Raw genomic sequence first — 15,446 nt, forward strand, 5'->3', positions numbered from 1 at the left:
CGACAAAATTTGTAGGCCGGATAAGGCGTAAGCCGCCATCCGGCATCAGTCAGATGCAACCTTAGCGTTCAGCCGTAAAATCAATAAAACGCGAACCTTTGTAACTCAGCGTGCCTTTGTCTCCGACCGTTAGCGCATGGTACTGCCGGGCATCCAGACGAAACGTCTGCTCCAGACCTCCGCTTTGCGGCTTAAAACTGGCTTCATAGCGCATGCTGGTTCCTGCCGGGCTCACTTCCTGTTGACGGGATCGCCGATCGTTAAGTGGTTTTTCCCGCTTATTACTCACTACCACCTGCTTTTGCACCAGCGGTGCTGCATCGTTATCCGCTTTTTCACGCCGCTGCTGGACAAAGCGAAACGACGCGGTGATAACAATTAAGCCAATGATAACAATGAAAAAAAGTGGCGGCTTGCTCATAGTATTAACCCATCAGAAAATGCGGAAATAAGCATACATTGCCTGTTATGGTGTTGTCATCTGGCAGTGTCGACCTCTACACTGAACAATAGAGCCGTAAGCACCCCGCTTACGAAAAAATAACGAATTCAAGGAACTAAGATGCTTTGGTCGTTTATCGCTGTCTGCCTTTCCGCATGGTTGTTCGTGGATGCTTCCTATCGTGGGCCCGCCTGGCAACGCTGGGTCTTTAAACCCCTCACTTTACTCCTGCTGGCGCTGCTGGCCTGGCAAGCGCCAATGTTTAACGCCATCAGCTATCTGGTGCTGGCAGGGCTGCTTGCCTCACTGCTGGGCGATGCGCTGACGCTGTTGCCGCGCCAACGTCTACTCTACGCCGTGGGGGCATTTTTCCTCTCGCACCTGCTGTATACCATCTACTTCGCCAGCCAAATGACGCTGTCGTTCTTCTGGCCTTTGCCATTGGTATTGGTGGTGCTGGGGGCGTTGCTGATCGCCATCATCTGGACGCGACTGGAAGAGCTACGTTTAGCGATCTGTACTTTTATCGGCATCACGCTGATGATGGTCTGGATGGCAGGCGAACTGTGGTTCTTCCGTCCTACTGGCCCCGCGCTGTCGGCATTCCTCGGTGCCTCATTATTGTTCATCGGCAATTTTGTCTGGCTGGGTAGCCATTATCGCCGCCGCTTCCGCGCCGATAACGCCATTGCCGCCGCCTGCTACTTCGCCGGACATTTCCTGATTGTTCGTTCGTTGTATCTGTAATATCGCTTGACTCTGGAGTCGACTCCAGAGTGTATCCTTCGGTTAATACGAAATGATTATTAACCGGAGGATGCCATGTCGACGCCTGATGCCCCTGGCAAAAAAGCCCCACAATTCTCTTCTTTCAAGCCAGCGCCAGCCCCACAAAAGGCGGACGACTGCTGCTGCGAAGGAAGTTGCTCTACCCAACCCACCGTATCCGATCGCGTAATGGGCACCCGTTATTCCTGGAAAGTGGCAGGAATGGACTGTGCCGCCTGCGCCCGAAAAGTGGAAAATGCGGTCCGCCAGGTGAGTGGCGTCAACCAGGTCCAGGTGCTGTTCGCCACCGAAAAACTGGTCGTTGATGCGGGCTCTGACATCCGCCAGCAAGTTGAAAGTGCGGTACAAAAGGCAGGTTATACCCTGCGCGATGAACAAGCGCCGGATGCCGCCCCCGAATCACGCTTGAAAGAGAACCTGCCGCTGATTTCGCTGATAATCATGATGGCGATTAGCTGGGGGCTGGAGCAGTTCAATCATCCTTTCGGTCAGATAGCGTTTATCGCCACTACGCTGGTGGGCCTGTATCCCATTGCCCGCCAGGCCCTGCGTCTGATGAAAACCGGCAGCTACTTCGCCATTGAAACGTTGATGAGCGTGGCCGCGATTGGCGCACTGTTTATCGGCGCGACGGCGGAAGCCGCCATGGTGCTATTGCTGTTTTTAATTGGCGAGCGCCTGGAAGGATGGGCCGCCAGCCGCGCCCGCAAAGGCGTTAGCGCATTGATGGCACTCAAGCCGGAAACCGCCACGCGCCTGCGTAATGGCGAGCGCGAAGAGGTCGCAATCAATACCCTCCAGCCTGGCGATGTTATCGAAGTTGCCGCGGGTGGGCGTTTACCTGCCGACGGTAAGCTGATCTCCGGTTTTGCCAGCTTTGATGAAAGCGCTCTGACCGGCGAATCGATCCCGGTTGAACGCGCCACCGGCGAGAAAGTCCCGGCGGGCGCCACCAGCGTGGACCGTCTGGTTACGCTGGAAGTGCTCTCCGAGCCGGGTGCCAGCGCTATCGATCGCATTCTGAAGCTGATTGAAGAAGCGGAAGAACGCCGCGCGCCCATTGAGCGCTTTATTGACCGTTTCAGCCGAATTTATACCCCCGCGATTATGGCGGTTGCGCTGCTGGTTACCCTCGTCCCGCCGCTGCTGTTTGCCGCCTCCTGGCAGGAGTGGATTTATAAGGGGCTGACGCTGTTGCTGATTGGCTGCCCGTGCGCGCTGGTTATCTCAACGCCTGCTGCCATTACGTCAGGTCTTGCCGCCGCCGCGCGTCGTGGGGCACTCATTAAAGGTGGCGCGGCGCTGGAACAGCTGGGTAGAGTCACGCAGGTGGCATTTGATAAAACCGGCACCCTGACCATCGGAAAACCGCGCGTGACGGCGATTCATCCGGCAAGCGGTGTTAATGAGGCTGAACTGCTGGCGCTGGCAGCGGCGGTAGAGCAAGGTGCAACACACCCACTGGCGCAGGCGATTGTTCGGGAAGCGCAAACGCGCGAGCTGACTATTCCTGTCGCGAAAGAGCAACGGGCGCTGGTTGGCTCTGGAATTGAAGCACTGGTCAATGGCGAGCGCGTGCTGATTTGCGCTGCGGGCAAGCGACCTGCCGATGCCTTTGCCGGACAGATAAGCGAGCTGGAAAGCGCGGGTCAGACGGTGGTGCTGGTGCTGCGTAACGATACCGTTCTCGGCGTACTGGCCCTACAGGACACGCTGCGCGATGACGCTCGCAGCGCTATCGCCGAGCTTGATCAAATCGGCGTGAAAGGGGTCATCCTGACCGGTGATAACCCACGCGCGGCAGCCGCCATTGCCGGGGAGTTGGGTCTGGAATTCAAAGCAGGATTAATGCCGGAAGATAAGGTGCGGGCCGTTACCCATCTCAACCAACAGTCGCCGCTGGCGATGGTCGGCGACGGCATCAACGACGCCCCGGCGATGAAAGCGGCGACCATCGGCATTGCCATGGGTAGCGGAACCGACGTCGCGCTGGAAACGGCGGACGCCGCCCTGACCCACAACCGTCTGCGTGGTCTGGTGCAAATGATTCAGCTGGCGCGCGCCACCCATGCCAATATTCGCCAGAACATTGCGATTGCGCTGGGTTTGAAGGGGATTTTCCTCGTCACCACGCTGCTCGGGATAACCGGACTGTGGCTGGCGGTGCTGGCGGATACGGGGGCGACGGTGCTGGTGACCGCGAACGCGCTGCGGTTGTTGCGTAAAGGGTAATGTGTGTGCCGGATGCGGCGTTGCCTTATCCGGCCTACAGGTTACACCGTCTTTGTAGGCCGGATGGCGCTTCGCTTAATGACCTTTGCGCACTAAATAGCGGTACGGCAGCGAGTCGGTCTCTTTTGCCACCAGTTCATGCTCCATAAAGGTACAGAAGCCGGGGATGTCGCGGGTCGTCGCCGGATCGTCGGCGACAATCAGCAGCGTTTCACCCGCCTGCATACCGCGCACGGTTTTACGCACCATCATTACAGGTTCCGGGCAGCGTAGTCCCTGGGCATCAAGAGTATGGTCGGGAGAGGTAAACAGATCGCTCATCGTAGTCTCGTTCATTCAAAAACGGCGTTATTTTACGCTCTGTTGTGGCGTAAGCCAATCAGGTTAACGATTGCGTGAAAAACAACCATTGCAATGTGCTCTTAAAGCAGTATCATGCGACGGTTTTTTATTGGGTTCCCTCACCCCATCCAACAAAAAGGTCACAATATGACTCCGTTTACACAATCTCAGCGCGTAAAAGCGTTGTTTTGGCTATCGCTATTTCATCTGCTGGTGATCACCTCCAGCAACTATCTGGTGCAGCTACCGATCTCCATTTTTGGTTTCCATACCACATGGGGCGCTTTTAGCTTTCCGTTTATTTTCCTCGCGACCGACCTGACCGTGCGTATTTTTGGCGCGCCGTTGGCACGACGTATCATCTTTGCGGTGATGATCCCCGCGCTGTTGATCTCCTATGTTGTGTCATCCCTGTTCTATATGGGGTCGTGGCAGGGATTCGGCGCGCTGCTGCACTTTAACCTGTTTGTCGCCCGTATCGCCGCCGCCAGCTTTATGGCTTACGCGCTGGGACAAATTCTGGATGTGCATGTCTTTAACCGCCTGCGTCAGAACCGTCGCTGGTGGCTGGCGCCGACGGCTTCCACGCTGTTTGGCAACATCAGCGATACGTTGGCCTTTTTCTTTATCGCTTTCTGGCGCAGCCCGGATGCCTTTATGGCCGAGCACTGGATGGAAATCGCGCTGGTCGACTACTGCTTCAAGGTGCTGATCAGCATTATTTTCTTCCTGCCGATGTACGGCGTACTGCTGAATATGTTACTGAAAAGGTTGGCAGATAAATCTGAATTATCTGCATTGCAGACGAGTTAAAGGTTCATTTTCCGAGTTGTGATAAGATGGTCGAATGAGCCGTTATGGCCGTTTATCGAAAGGAAGAAGTCAATGCGCAATCTGGTTAAATATGTCGGTATTGGCCTGCTGGTTATGGGGCTTGCGGCCTGTGATAATAGCGATACGAAAGCGCCGGCAGAGGGTGCCGCCGCAGAAAGTAACGCCACCGGACAACCGGTCAGCCTGCTGGACGGCAAACTCAGTTTTTCCCTGCCAGCGGATATGACCGATCAGAGCGGCAAGCTGGGCACCCAGGCGAACAATATGCACGTATATTCTGACGCAACCGGCCAGAAAGCGGTGATTGTGATCGTCGGCGACAATACCAACGAAGATCTGGCGGTGCTGGCAAAACGTCTGGAAGATCAACAGCGTAGCCGCGACCCGCAGTTGCAGGTCGTCACCAATAAATCTATTGAGCTGAAAGGCCACACGCTGCAACAGCTAGACAGCATCATCTCAGCCAAAGGCCAGACCGCTTACTCTTCCGTGGTGCTGGGTAAAGTGGACAACCAACTGCTGACGCTGCAAATTACGCTGCCGGCTGACGATCAGCAAAAAGCGCAAACGACCGCAGAAAACATCATTAACACGCTGGTTATCCAGTAACGGTTAAGACGATGACTCGGCCTCCGGTGACACCACCTGAGGCCGTTTTTTTAGCCGCCAGGTCAGCAGTAACGCCACCGCCACCAGCCCGGCCGCCGCCAGATAGATAACCGGTACGCCCGCCCACGTCATAACCAGCCCGGCCAGCGGCCCGGTAACACCCAGCGATAAATCCATAAACACCGTATAGGTCGCCAGCGCAGCGCCCTGATTTTGCTGCGGGACGGCTTTTACCGCCACCACGCCCAGCGCCGGGAAAACCAACGAGAACCCGGCACCTGCGAGCAGAACGCCGATTTTCGCCATCCACGGCATGGAGGCCATCCCGACCAGCAGCAGCCCAACAATCTCGACGCTAAAGCAGATCATTGCGACATTGAGCCCACCCAACCGGTTGATACCATTTGGGAATAGCAAGCGGGTGCCCACAAACGTACAACTAAAAAGCGTCAGCGCAAAAGCTGCGCCGTCCCAGCCTTTAGCATCATAAAACAGAGTGATAAAGGTGGCGATCACGCCAAATCCGGCGGAGGCCAGCGCCAGCGCCATCCCGTACAACCAAACGCGCCCAAGCACAGCGCGAAACGGCAACGGCTTGCCTTTGCTGGCCTTCACCGCCGGTCGAGGGAGCGCCAAAAGTATCGCCAGCAGCGCCACGCCCATCACGGTCAGCGCCAGTCCCTGTAAGCCACCCCAGGCGTAACACAACACGCCCAGCGGGGCGCCTATCGCCATCGCGCCATAGGTCACGATGCCGTTCCACGAAATCACCCGTCCGATATGCATCGAGCCAACAACCCCTACGCCCCATAGTGTAGAGCCGGTGCCGGCAAAGCTTTGCCCGATACCCAGAATCACCCGCCCGATGCATAACAGCAACAAACTTACCAACGGCCAACCTTGGGTTGATCCCGCCAGCAGGTAACCCAAGCCACTTAAAAAGCAGCCGCACAGCCCGAATACTACAATTTTTTTCGGCCCCAGCAGATCGGCATAACGACCGGCATGAGGACGGCTCAGCAGCGTGGCGAAATATTGCAGGCTGATGACCAGTCCCGCCCAGAAGGCGCTAAACCCCATCACATCATGTACATAGCCTGGCAATACCGCGAGCGGCAGGCCGATGGTCAGATAGCTGGCGAAGTTAAACATCACCACCGAAACAATGCGCAGATTAAGGCGCAAACCGCTTAACGTCGGTTCAGCGACGGGTTCGGGCATGGAAGGTCACCACATTTTCACAACAGTGTTTCATTTCTACCATGTTGCAGAACATAAATCAGCAGCGAGTTTAGGAATAACAGACGCAAGCCAACCGCTACACTTAATGCAAAAACGCAAACAGGAAGAAAACATGACAACCGCTCAGCCCGATAAAACGGGTATGCATATTTTGCTCAAACTGGCCGCTTTGGTGGTGATCCTCGCGGGCATCCATGCCGCGGCGGATATCATTGTGCAACTGCTATTGGCGCTCTTTTTTGCCATCGTATTAAACCCGCTGGTCACCTGGTTTATTCGCCGGGGGGTGCGTCGCCCGGTAGCCATTACGTTAGTGGTCGTGGTCATGCTGATTGTTCTAACGGCGCTGATTGGCGTGCTTGCCTCGTCGATCACTGAGTTCATGGCCATGCTGCCAAAGTACAATAAGGAGCTGACGCGCAAAGTTCTGTATCTGCAAGAAATGGTCCCCTTTCTGAACTTGCATATGTCCCCGGAGCGCATGCTGCAACGGATGGACTCCGACAAACTGATGACCTTCACGACCACGCTAATGACGAGTCTTTCCGGCGCCATGGCCAGCGTTGTCCTGCTGGTAATGACAGTCGTCTTTATGCTGTTTGAAGTGCGCCACGTCCCCTATAAGCTGCGCTTCGCGTTAAACAATCCGCAGATTCATATTGCGGGGCTGCATCGGGCGCTGAAGGGCGTTTCACACTATCTGGCGCTGAAAACGTTGCTCAGCTTATGGACCGGCGCCATTGTCTGGCTGGGGCTGGCGCTGATGGGGATTCAGTTTGCTCTGATGTGGGGTGTGCTGGCATTCCTGCTAAACTACGTGCCCAACATTGGCTCGGTCATTTCCGCCGTCCCACCCATGATTCAGGCGCTGCTGTTCAACGGCATTTATGAATGCGTGCTGGTTGGCGCGTTGTTTCTGGTCGTGCATATGGTGATTGGTAATATTCTCGAACCCCGTATGATGGGGCACCGCCTGGGATTATCGACGCTGATCGTCTTTCTCTCCCTGTTGGTATGGGGATGGTTGCTCGGCCCGGTCGGTATGTTACTCTCCGTGCCGTTAACCAGCGTGTGTAAAATCTGGATGGAAACCACCAAAGGCGGCAGCAAACTGGCAATTTTGCTGGGACCTGGCAGACCCAAAAGTCGATTACCGGGATAAACTTGCAAATGGCACGCGAAGAATGATACACAACCCCATTATTACTAAAGGTTAGTCCTGATATGTATCAGATCGTTCTTGGGAAAGTTTCTGTTTTAAGTGCTGGCGAACTGCCTGCCGCGCTGAAAGAGCAAGCGCCGCAAGGTGCTCGCCGGGCACGATGGCTGGCAGGCCGCGTGCTGCTTTCCCATGCCCTTTCGCCATTGCCGGATATTGTCTACGGTGAGCAAGGAAAACCCGCCTTTCCCGCTGACACGCCGCTGTGGTTCAATCTCAGTCATAGCGGCGATGACATCGTCCTGCTGCTCAGCGACGAAGGGGAAGTCGGCTGCGATATTGAAGTTATTCGCCCCCGCGATAACTGGCAGTCGCTGGCAAATACGGTATTCAGTCTTGGGGAACATGCTGAAGTTGAAGCTGAACACCCGGAGCAACGGCTGGCGGCGTTCTGGCGCATCTGGACGCGCAAAGAAGCTATCGTAAAACAGCGTGGCGGCAGCGCCTGGCAAATCGTCAGCGTCGATAGCACCGCGCTGACCTCCTCACTCTCTGTTAGCCAGTGTCAGCTCGACGCCCTGAGCCTGGCGGTCTGTACCCCCACGCCGTTTACCCTGACTGCCGACGCCGTGCAGCGTCTGGAAGCCTTAGCGTAAATTTTCCGGGAAGTTTTTCGGCAACTCACTCGCCGCGCAGGCAATTACGTCGTCATTGTTAGCCCCGCAGTCACGTACGAAGGTGATGGTCGCGAACTCATCAATCACCTCGGTTGGATACGCCGGACCCGCATCGCGATACGACATCATCAGCGGAATATGATCATTCTGGAAGCACACCGTTTTTTCCGGATTGTTGATCACCCAGCGAGGGAAAAAGATGGTGCCGTGAAAGAGTTTGTCGCCCAGGTTTACGATCAGGCTGACGTCGGTCCCGGTCGGTTCGGTCCAGGATATTTTATAAACACTCTCCCCTACCCGCACAATATACGCCCGCTGATCTTTCACCCAACGATTACCCACAATACCGCTGTGAATGCGGTAATCCAGCGTGGTCTCATTTTTTACGTAAATCTCGTAATTCCAGCCATTATCGTAGGTATAGACCAGATGTTTGCCGACAAATTCGCTCAAATCATGTTTATCAAAAGCGCTCATATTCGTTCTCCTCTTACTTGGTGCGAGGATCTTAACGCTTCAAAAATTGGATGAATAACGCTATGTTTACATCATATTCATTCAATTTTTAGATGAGTTATGCACAAAACAACCCTCGAGCAATGGGCGCTGCTGGAGAAAGTGGTGGAACTGGGCAGCTTTGCGAAAGCCGCGGAAGAGACCAATCGTAGCCAGTCATCGGTAAGCTACAATCTGGCGCTATTGCAGGAGCGACTCGGCGTGACGCTGCTGACGCCGGAAGGCCGCAGGGCGGTTTTAACTCCGGCGGGCGAGTTGTTGCTAGCTCAGGTCAAACCGTTACTGAAGGCCTTTTTATGGGTGGAGACCCGGGCTGCAACGTTGCAAAACGGCACGCGAACACGGCTGGATTTGCTGGTAGATAGTATCTTCCCACGCAAACGCCTGTTCGCGATCCTCAAGCAGTTTCAGCAGGCGTGGCCGCAAACGCAGGTGCGCCTGACCGAGGTACTGGAAAATGCAGACGACAGACTGGCAGCGCATGCCGATGCGGACGTCATGGTCCTGACCCGGCGTCAGGATGTTACCGGGCGTGGTGAATGGCTGATGAACATTGACTTCGTGGCCGTTGCCCATCGCGATCACCCGCTCTGCACGCTGGATGCGCCGCTGGATGAAGACGCATTACGCGCGTGGCCACTGATCCGCATTGCCGATCGCGACAACCCGCAGCAACCGGTGCGCGATGCCTGGACCTTCTCTACCATTGATGCCGCGATTGATGCAGTGATGTATCAGGTCGGTTACGGCTGGCTGCCTGAAGAGCGTATTCAAACGCAACTGGCCCAGGGGCTTTTACGTCCGCTACCGTTAAGCCATGGCGCTCGCCGCGCCACGCCGCTGCATCTGATCGTTAAAGATACTCTCGCTCCACTGGATGAGCAGGTGAGCACGCTGCTGGGTTTATTGCGGGAGCATTAACCTTTTCCCCAGAGGCCGAACGTGTGTTACAAAATACGCTAATTCCCGCATTCTCTGTGCGTCAACGCGCCACATGAAAGGTTAATTGCAGATGCAACGAGTCACCATTACTCTCGATGACGATTTACTGGAAACGCTCGACGGCCTGAGCCAGCGCCGTGGCTACAACAACCGTTCCGAAGCGATCCGCGATATTCTGCGCGGCGCGCTGGCGCAAGAAACCACCCAGGAGCACGGCACCCAAGGCTTCGCGGTACTCTCGTATGTTTATGAGCATGAGAAACGCGACCTGGCGAGCCGTATTGTTTCCACCCAGCACCACCATCATGATTTATCGGTCGCCACATTACATGTGCATATCAACCATGACGACTGCCTGGAAATCGCCGTGCTGAAAGGCGACATGGGCGATGTGCAGCATTTTGCCGATGACGTCATTTCCCAGCGCGGCGTGCGCCACGGTCATTTGCAGTGCCTGCCGAAAGAAGAGTGAGAGCCTGTTTCGTTGCCGGGGGCGCTTCGCTTGCCCGGCCTACACCCGTTCTCGTTTGTAGGCCGGATAAGGCACAGCCGCCATCCGGCAATAATGTTTACGCCATCGTGCCGATCGTCTTGCGAAAACGCAGCAGCGCTATCAGGAAGAACGCGCCGCCAATCGCCAGCAGCGTCAGGAATTGCGGCCAGACAATGCTAAACCCGGCCCCACGATAAAGTATCGCCTGCGCGAGGCTGACAAAGTGGGTGGTCGGCATGGTCAGCATAATGTCCTGCACCGCCTGCGGCATGCTTTCACGCGGCGTGGAGCCGCCGGAGAGCATCTGTAACGGCAGCAGCACCAGAATCATCAGCAGCCCCAGTTGCGGCATGGAGCGCGCCAGCGTCCCCATAAAAATGCCGATCGAGGTAGTGGCAAACAAGCTCAGCGCCACCCCCAGCATAAACAGCGGAATGGAACCTTCAATCGGTACGCCGAGCACGCCTTTCACCATCAGCATCAGCGACAGACCGGAAACCACCAGCACCACCAGCCCCATCGACCAGATTTTCGCCATCATTATCTCAAGCGGCGTCACCGGCATCACCAGCAGGTGTTCAATGGTCCCATGTTCGCGCTCGCGGATCAGCGCCGATCCGGTAAGCACAATCGCCAGCATGGTGATGTTATTGATGATCGCCATTACCGCGCCAAAGCGGGCAGGCTCCAGATTGGGGTTAAAGCGCATGCGCATTTCCAGCGCCACCGGCGGCTCATTATTATCGCGGTAACGCGCCACAAAACTGTTCACCTCGCCGCTAATGATATTCTGGATATAGCTGTTGCCGGTAAAGGCCTGGCTCATCCGCGTGGCATCGACGTTGACCTGAATATCCGGCTGTCGCCCGGCCAGCACATCACGCTGAAAATCAGGCGGAATGTTCACGGCAAAGGTATAACGACCGGCATCCAGCCCGGCATCCATCTCATCGGCGGTGATCATCTCCGGCGGCAAAAACCACGGGCGATAAAAACTGTTCACAATCCGGTTCGACAACTGCGACTGATCCATATCCGCGATGGCAATCGGCGCCAGATGCAGCGATCCCGGCAGGACAGTTGCGGAGGAGTAAACCGAAATCGTGAAGGCGAAAACGATCAGCGTCAGCATCGCTTTGTCACCCAGCAGACTGCGTAACTCTTTGATGCCAAGGTTATAAATATTGCGTAATCGGCGCATCACCCCTCCTGTTTTTTCAGCAGTAATACGCTCAGACCAACCACTACCGGAATGGCGATTGCCAGCGGGATAAATAGCTGCCAAAGATCCGCCAGATCCAGCGCTTTAGAGAACGTCCCGCGCGCAATGGTCAGAAAATGGCTGGTCGGATAAATTTCACCAATCCACCGCCCCGGCCCTTCCAATGAGGCAACCGGATCGATCATTCCGGAAAACTGCGTCGCCGGGATCAGCGTAATAATCGCCGTACCAAAAATGGCGGCGATCTGGCTTTTCATAAACGTAGAGATTAACAAGCCCAGCCCGGTGGCAATGGTGACGTACAACAGCGCGGCCAGCGTCAGCGTTAAAAAACTGCCCTTATGTGGGACACCGAAGACAAACACCGACAGCGCGCACAGCAGCAGGAAGTTCAGCATTCCCAGCACGATGTAAGGCAACTGTTTGCCGAGCAAAAACTCGCTGCGGGTGGTGGGCGTAACGTACAGGTTGATAATCGACCCCAGCTCTTTTTCGCGCACCACACTGAGTGCGCTGAGCATGGAGGGAATCATCATCAACAGCAGCGGGATCACCGCCGGAACAATCGCCGGCAGGCTCTTCACATCCGGGTTGTAACGATAGCGCGTTTCAATGGTCATCAGCCCGTTTTGCCCATTGGCATTGGGCTGACGCGCCATCACATCCTGCAGCCAGGTCTGGTGCATCGCCTGTACATAGCCCCTAACCGTTTCAGCGCGGCTCGGCATCGCCCCGTCAACCCAGACGCCAATCTTCACCGGCGTGCCGCGCGCGATATCGCGGCCAAAATTGGGCGGAATTTCAATTGCTACCGCGACTTCGCCCGAACGCATCCGTTTGTCCAGTTCGTCATAACTGGAGAGCGGCGGCTGCTCGATAAAATAGCGCGATCCCGCCAGATTCAACGTCCACGCCTGGCTGCTGACGGTCTGGTCACGATCGAGCACCGAAAAACGCAGGTTTTCCACATCCATACTGATGCCGTAGCCCATAATCAGCATCAGGATCACCGTCCCCATCAGCGCCAGCGTGGAGCGCACCGGATCGCGTCGCAGTTCCAGCGCTTCACGGCGACTGTAGCTGAACAAACGCCGCAGGCTAAAGCCCTGGCGTGGTGGCTGATTATTTTCATGCACCACCGGCGCATCAGCCTGCGAAAGCGTCGTCTCCGGCGCCGGGCCAGCCGCCTCCTGTAACCAGGAGATAAACGCCTCTTCCAGACTGGCGGCACCGCGCTGCTTCACCAGTTCCTGCGGCGTGCCGCTGGCCAGCACTTTTCCGGCGTGCATCAGCGACATGCGATCGCAGCGCTCTGCTTCGTTCATGAAGTGGGTGGAGATAAAAATGGTCACTTTATCCTGGCGCGACAAATCGACCATCAATTGCCAGAACATGTCCCTCGCCACCGGATCGACCCCGGAGGTCGGCTCATCAAGAATGAGCATTTCCGGGCGATGAATCACCGCCACCGCCAGCGACAGCCGTTGACGGATCCCCAGCGGCAGCGCGCCGGGCAACGCGTCTTCGACATCGGTCAGGCTAAAACGCTCGCTCATCTCCTTTACGCGCTCAGGGATTTCTGCCTCAGGGATATGGAACAACCGCGCGTGGAGTTCGAGGTTTTGCCGCACGGTCAGCTCGCTGTAGAGCGAAAACGCCTGTGACATATAGCCTACCCGGCGACGGGTATCGATATTCTTCGGGTCAACCGCTTGCCCAAACAGCCATGCCTCACCTTCGCTTGCGGGCAGCAGTCCGGTGAGCATCTTCATGGTGGTGGATTTACCGCAGCCATTGGAGCCGAGAAAACCGAAGATTTCCCCGCGCGGAATGCGAAAGTTAACGTGGTCAACGGCGACGAACTTACCGAAGCGCATGGTCAGATCTTTCGCCTCAATGGCAATCTCTTCCCGCTCAGCGTGATACGGTGGGATCACCACCGGTTTGTGTGCCTGACGCTGGGCTTCGGGTAACAGCGCGATAAACGCCTGCTCCAGCGTGTCGCTGGCGGTTTGTTCCCGTAGCTGTTGCGCGCTCCCGGTGGCTAATACCTCCCCGGCGTTCATCGCCACCAGCCAGTCAAAGCGCTCGGCTTCTTCCATGTAGGCGGTCGCAACCAGCACGCTCATGTTGGTCTGGCGCTGGCGAATACTGTCAATCAGATCCCAGAACTGAGCGCGGGACAGGGGATCGACCCCGGTGGTGGGTTCATCGAGAATTAATAGCTCCGGGTCGTGGATCAACGCGCAGCACAGCCCCAGCTTTTGTTTCATCCCCCCCGAGAGTTTCCCGGCAGGACGATCGCGAAACGGCGCCAGGCCGGTACTGTTCAGCAGCTCGGTAATCCGCGCTTCGCGCTCTGCTTTATCATGACCAAACAGGCGGGCAAAGAAATCAACGTTCTCATACACCGACAGCGTGTGGTACAGGTTTTTCCCCAGTCCCTGCGGCATCCAGGCAATGCGCGGGCAGACATCCCGGCGGTGCTTCGGGTCGCGCATATCGCCCCCCAGCACCATCACGTTACCGTGTTCAATAACCCGCGCGCCGGAGATGAGCGACAACAAGCTCGATTTACCAACGCCATCCGGACCAATCAACCCCACCATGCAACGGGCGGGAATATCCAGCGTGATATTGTTCAGCGCGACCGTTTTCCCGTAATGCTGACTCACGCCGTCAAGGTGCGCCACGGGAGGAACCGGAACCAGCGCCAGATGCGTCATTGCGGCAACCTCACCATCAGATCCTCAGGCCAGGCGCGATTTTCATCGACACGCACCCACGCCATGCCCGGCAGACCGGTTTTCACATACTCGAGGTGCTGCTGCAACAGCTCTGGCGGGATACGCGCTTTGACGCGGAACATCAGCTTCAGACGTTCATCACTGGTTTCCACCGTTTTCGGCGTGAACTGCGCAACACTTGCCACAAAGCTGATGGTCGCCGGGATACGCAGATCCGGCGCGGCATCCAGCACCAGTCGCGCTTCGCCGCCAATCTTCAGTAAGCCAGCCTGTTCGGTAGGTAAGAAGAACGTCATGTAGACGTCGCTAAGATCAACCATATTCAGCACGCGCCCACCCGCGGAAAGTACCTCGCCCGGTTCGGCTACGCGGTACTGCACGCGACCGTCGCGCGGAGCTTTCAGCTCGCTGTCATCAATATCAGCGGCAATGCGACGTTCGGTAGCCTGCGCGGCTTCTACGCGGGTCTGCGCCTGAATGATGCTGGTACGAGCGGCTTCAATGGCGGCAAAGGCTGCAGAGACCTGCGCCTTTGCCGACTCCAGCGCGGCACGTGCGCTTTCCGCCGCGGCCCGATCGTCATCCAGTTGTTGCTCGGACACCGCCCCTCGCTGGGATAGCGAACGGGAACGCACGTGACGTTTAGAGACCGACTGCAGTTCCGCCTCACGCTGTTTTACCACCGACTGCGCGGCGCGCATTTCACTTTGTCGCTGTTCCAGCAACGCCCGCGCCGCCGCCACCGCGCTTTCAGCTTCTTTGATTTGCGCGATCGCCTCCAGCCGCTGCTCCTGCAGCACGCGGGTATCCATTTTCGCCAGCACCTCGCCCTGACGGACAAACTGCCCTTCCGAAACGAGGATGGTATCAATACGCCCGGCAATCTTAGTGGCAATATCCACTTCGGTGGCTTCAATTCTGCCGTTGCTGGCTGCAAACCCCTCCGGTATTCCCGCAGGGCGCAGCATCCACCAGGCTATCGCGGCCACCGCCACAAGAATGCCCGCTCCCCACCACATCAGATGACGCTTAAACTTATCCATATTCGACCCGCCGTAATCCCTGTAATCAAACGTTGCGTGTCACAAAGCCCACTGAATAGCTATTCAGCGGGAGATTCCATCCGGGATGAGAAGGAATGAAAAACAATGGCCATTGAGCGAGCAGGCGTTAAGGCAACGCGCGCCGCGAAGGAAGTGA

General features: G+C 56.5%; 15 protein-coding genes. 8 read left to right on the forward strand and 7 right to left on the reverse strand.

Annotated elements, in window-relative coordinates; translation table 11 throughout:
* Nucleotides 1–61 precede the first annotated feature (61 nt).
* On the reverse strand, nucleotides 62–421 hold the full coding sequence (locus ACVXHP_RS16585; RefSeq protein WP_447571828.1) for a DUF2500 domain-containing protein: 360 nt from the start codon (nucleotides 419–421) through the stop codon (nucleotides 62–64).
* A 141-nt stretch (nucleotides 422–562) separates the two neighbouring features.
* Here ACVXHP_RS16585 and ACVXHP_RS16590 point away from each other — a divergent pair, with 141 nt between their 5' ends.
* Together ACVXHP_RS16590 and zntA are read left to right on the forward strand one after the other, a co-directional pair.
* On the forward strand, nucleotides 563–1,189 hold the full coding sequence (locus ACVXHP_RS16590; protein ID WP_038635015.1) for a lysoplasmalogenase: 627 nt from the start codon (nucleotides 563–565) through the stop codon (nucleotides 1,187–1,189).
* Nucleotides 1,190–1,264: 75 nt separating this feature from the next.
* Complete coding sequence (gene zntA / locus ACVXHP_RS16595; RefSeq protein WP_447571829.1) at nucleotides 1,265–3,463, forward strand: Zn(II)/Cd(II)/Pb(II) translocating P-type ATPase ZntA; 2,199 nt, start codon at nucleotides 1,265–1,267, stop codon at nucleotides 3,461–3,463.
* A 75-nt stretch (nucleotides 3,464–3,538) separates the two neighbouring features.
* Here the strand turns inward: zntA and tusA are convergent, their stop codons facing one another.
* Nucleotides 3,539–3,784, reverse strand: a complete 246-nt coding sequence (gene tusA, locus ACVXHP_RS16600) for a sulfurtransferase TusA (RefSeq protein ID WP_038635021.1) — start codon at nucleotides 3,782–3,784, stop codon at nucleotides 3,539–3,541.
* A gap of 168 nt (nucleotides 3,785–3,952) precedes the next feature.
* On the opposite strand from tusA, the gene ACVXHP_RS16605 reads away from it, so the two are divergent.
* Nucleotides 3,953–4,618 carry a 7-cyano-7-deazaguanine/7-aminomethyl-7-deazaguanine transporter gene (locus ACVXHP_RS16605; protein ID WP_165408053.1) on the forward strand — a complete coding sequence of 222 codons (666 nt, stop codon included), beginning with the start codon at nucleotides 3,953–3,955 and terminating at the stop codon, nucleotides 4,616–4,618.
* Nucleotides 4,619–4,690: 72 nt separating this feature from the next.
* Entirely contained in the window at nucleotides 4,691–5,248 is a 558-nt protein-coding gene (locus tag ACVXHP_RS16610) for a DcrB family lipoprotein (RefSeq protein ID WP_003827547.1), read from the forward strand.
* A gap of 3 nt (nucleotides 5,249–5,251) precedes the next feature.
* Here ACVXHP_RS16610 and ACVXHP_RS16615 read toward each other — a convergent pair whose 3' ends face one another.
* A complete protein-coding gene (locus ACVXHP_RS16615) occupies nucleotides 5,252–6,469 on the reverse strand; it encodes an MFS transporter (protein ID WP_204561253.1) in 1,218 nt (405 codons plus the stop codon).
* A 133-nt stretch (nucleotides 6,470–6,602) separates the two neighbouring features.
* Here ACVXHP_RS16615 and ACVXHP_RS16620 point away from each other — a divergent pair, with 133 nt between their 5' ends.
* Nucleotides 6,603–7,652, forward strand: coding sequence for an AI-2E family transporter (locus ACVXHP_RS16620; protein ID WP_199952791.1), 1,050 nt, complete (start codon nucleotides 6,603–6,605; stop codon nucleotides 7,650–7,652).
* Between the two features lie 62 nt (nucleotides 7,653–7,714).
* Nucleotides 7,715–8,305, forward strand: coding sequence for a 4'-phosphopantetheinyl transferase AcpT (gene acpT, locus ACVXHP_RS16625; protein WP_200008751.1), 591 nt, complete (start codon nucleotides 7,715–7,717; stop codon nucleotides 8,303–8,305).
* On the opposite strand, the gene ACVXHP_RS16630 is transcribed toward acpT, so the two are convergent.
* Nucleotides 8,297–8,803 carry a phenolic acid decarboxylase gene (locus ACVXHP_RS16630; protein ID WP_447571830.1) on the reverse strand — a complete coding sequence of 169 codons (507 nt, stop codon included), beginning with the start codon at nucleotides 8,801–8,803 and terminating at the stop codon, nucleotides 8,297–8,299. The two genes, acpT and ACVXHP_RS16630, sit on opposite strands and share 9 nt — an antisense overlap.
* A gap of 99 nt (nucleotides 8,804–8,902) precedes the next feature.
* Here ACVXHP_RS16630 and ACVXHP_RS16635 point away from each other — a divergent pair, with 99 nt between their 5' ends.
* Complete coding sequence (locus ACVXHP_RS16635) at nucleotides 8,903–9,763, forward strand: LysR family transcriptional regulator (RefSeq protein WP_316128512.1); 861 nt, start codon at nucleotides 8,903–8,905, stop codon at nucleotides 9,761–9,763.
* A 91-nt stretch (nucleotides 9,764–9,854) separates the two neighbouring features.
* Nucleotides 9,855–10,256, forward strand: coding sequence for a nickel-responsive transcriptional regulator NikR (gene nikR / locus ACVXHP_RS16640; RefSeq protein ID WP_006687486.1), 402 nt, complete (start codon nucleotides 9,855–9,857; stop codon nucleotides 10,254–10,256).
* A gap of 97 nt (nucleotides 10,257–10,353) precedes the next feature.
* Here nikR and ACVXHP_RS16645 read toward each other — a convergent pair whose 3' ends face one another.
* The 3 genes from ACVXHP_RS16645 to ACVXHP_RS16655 are packed head-to-tail and all read right to left on the reverse strand — an operon-like array spanning nucleotide 10,354 to nucleotide 15,289.
* On the reverse strand, nucleotides 10,354–11,478 hold the full coding sequence (locus ACVXHP_RS16645; RefSeq protein WP_447571831.1) for an ABC transporter permease: 1,125 nt from the start codon (nucleotides 11,476–11,478) through the stop codon (nucleotides 10,354–10,356).
* Nucleotides 11,478–14,225, reverse strand: coding sequence for a ribosome-associated ATPase/putative transporter RbbA (rbbA, locus tag ACVXHP_RS16650; RefSeq protein WP_447571832.1), 2,748 nt, complete (start codon nucleotides 14,223–14,225; stop codon nucleotides 11,478–11,480). Before rbbA ends, ACVXHP_RS16645 begins: the two co-directional genes overlap by 1 nt.
* Nucleotides 14,222–15,289, reverse strand: a complete 1,068-nt coding sequence (locus ACVXHP_RS16655; protein ID WP_447571833.1) for an HlyD family secretion protein — start codon at nucleotides 15,287–15,289, stop codon at nucleotides 14,222–14,224. Before ACVXHP_RS16655 ends, rbbA begins: the two co-directional genes overlap by 4 nt.
* Between the last annotated feature and the right edge of the window lie 157 nt (nucleotides 15,290–15,446).

The sequence above is a fragment of the Citrobacter freundii complex sp. 2025EL-00176 genome (genome assembly GCF_053309355.1).